The organism is Chryseobacterium sp. SIMBA_028, from assembly GCF_046535285.1.
Classification (GTDB): domain Bacteria; phylum Bacteroidota; class Bacteroidia; order Flavobacteriales; family Weeksellaceae; genus Chryseobacterium.
Window position 1 is genome coordinate 1 of sequence record NZ_JAWRWZ010000856.1, and the last position, 233, is coordinate 233.

Consider the following 233-nt stretch of genomic DNA (forward strand, 5'->3'; position numbering starts at 1 on the left):
CCCATTTCGACCACGCCGGCTCGCTGGAGGCGCTCGCGGAGCATTGGGACGTTCCAGTTTACGCGCATCCTCTTGAGTTCCCATATTTAAACGGACAAGCCTCTTATCCGCCGGCCGACGCCTTCGTCGGCGGTGGCGCGATGGCGCTGCTGTCACCTCTCTTTCCACGCTCCCCGGTCGATGTGGGTCGGTGGCTAAAGATGCTCCCGCCGGATCAGAGTGTGCCAGGTATG

At 62.2% G+C, this 233-nt stretch carries 1 protein-coding gene; it reads left to right on the top strand.

Translation table 11 applies throughout. The features are described from left to right. Positions 1–233, top strand: a 233-nt coding sequence (locus tag SCA31_RS25620; RefSeq protein WP_410699733.1) for an MBL fold metallo-hydrolase, incomplete at both ends; no start/stop codon positions are given.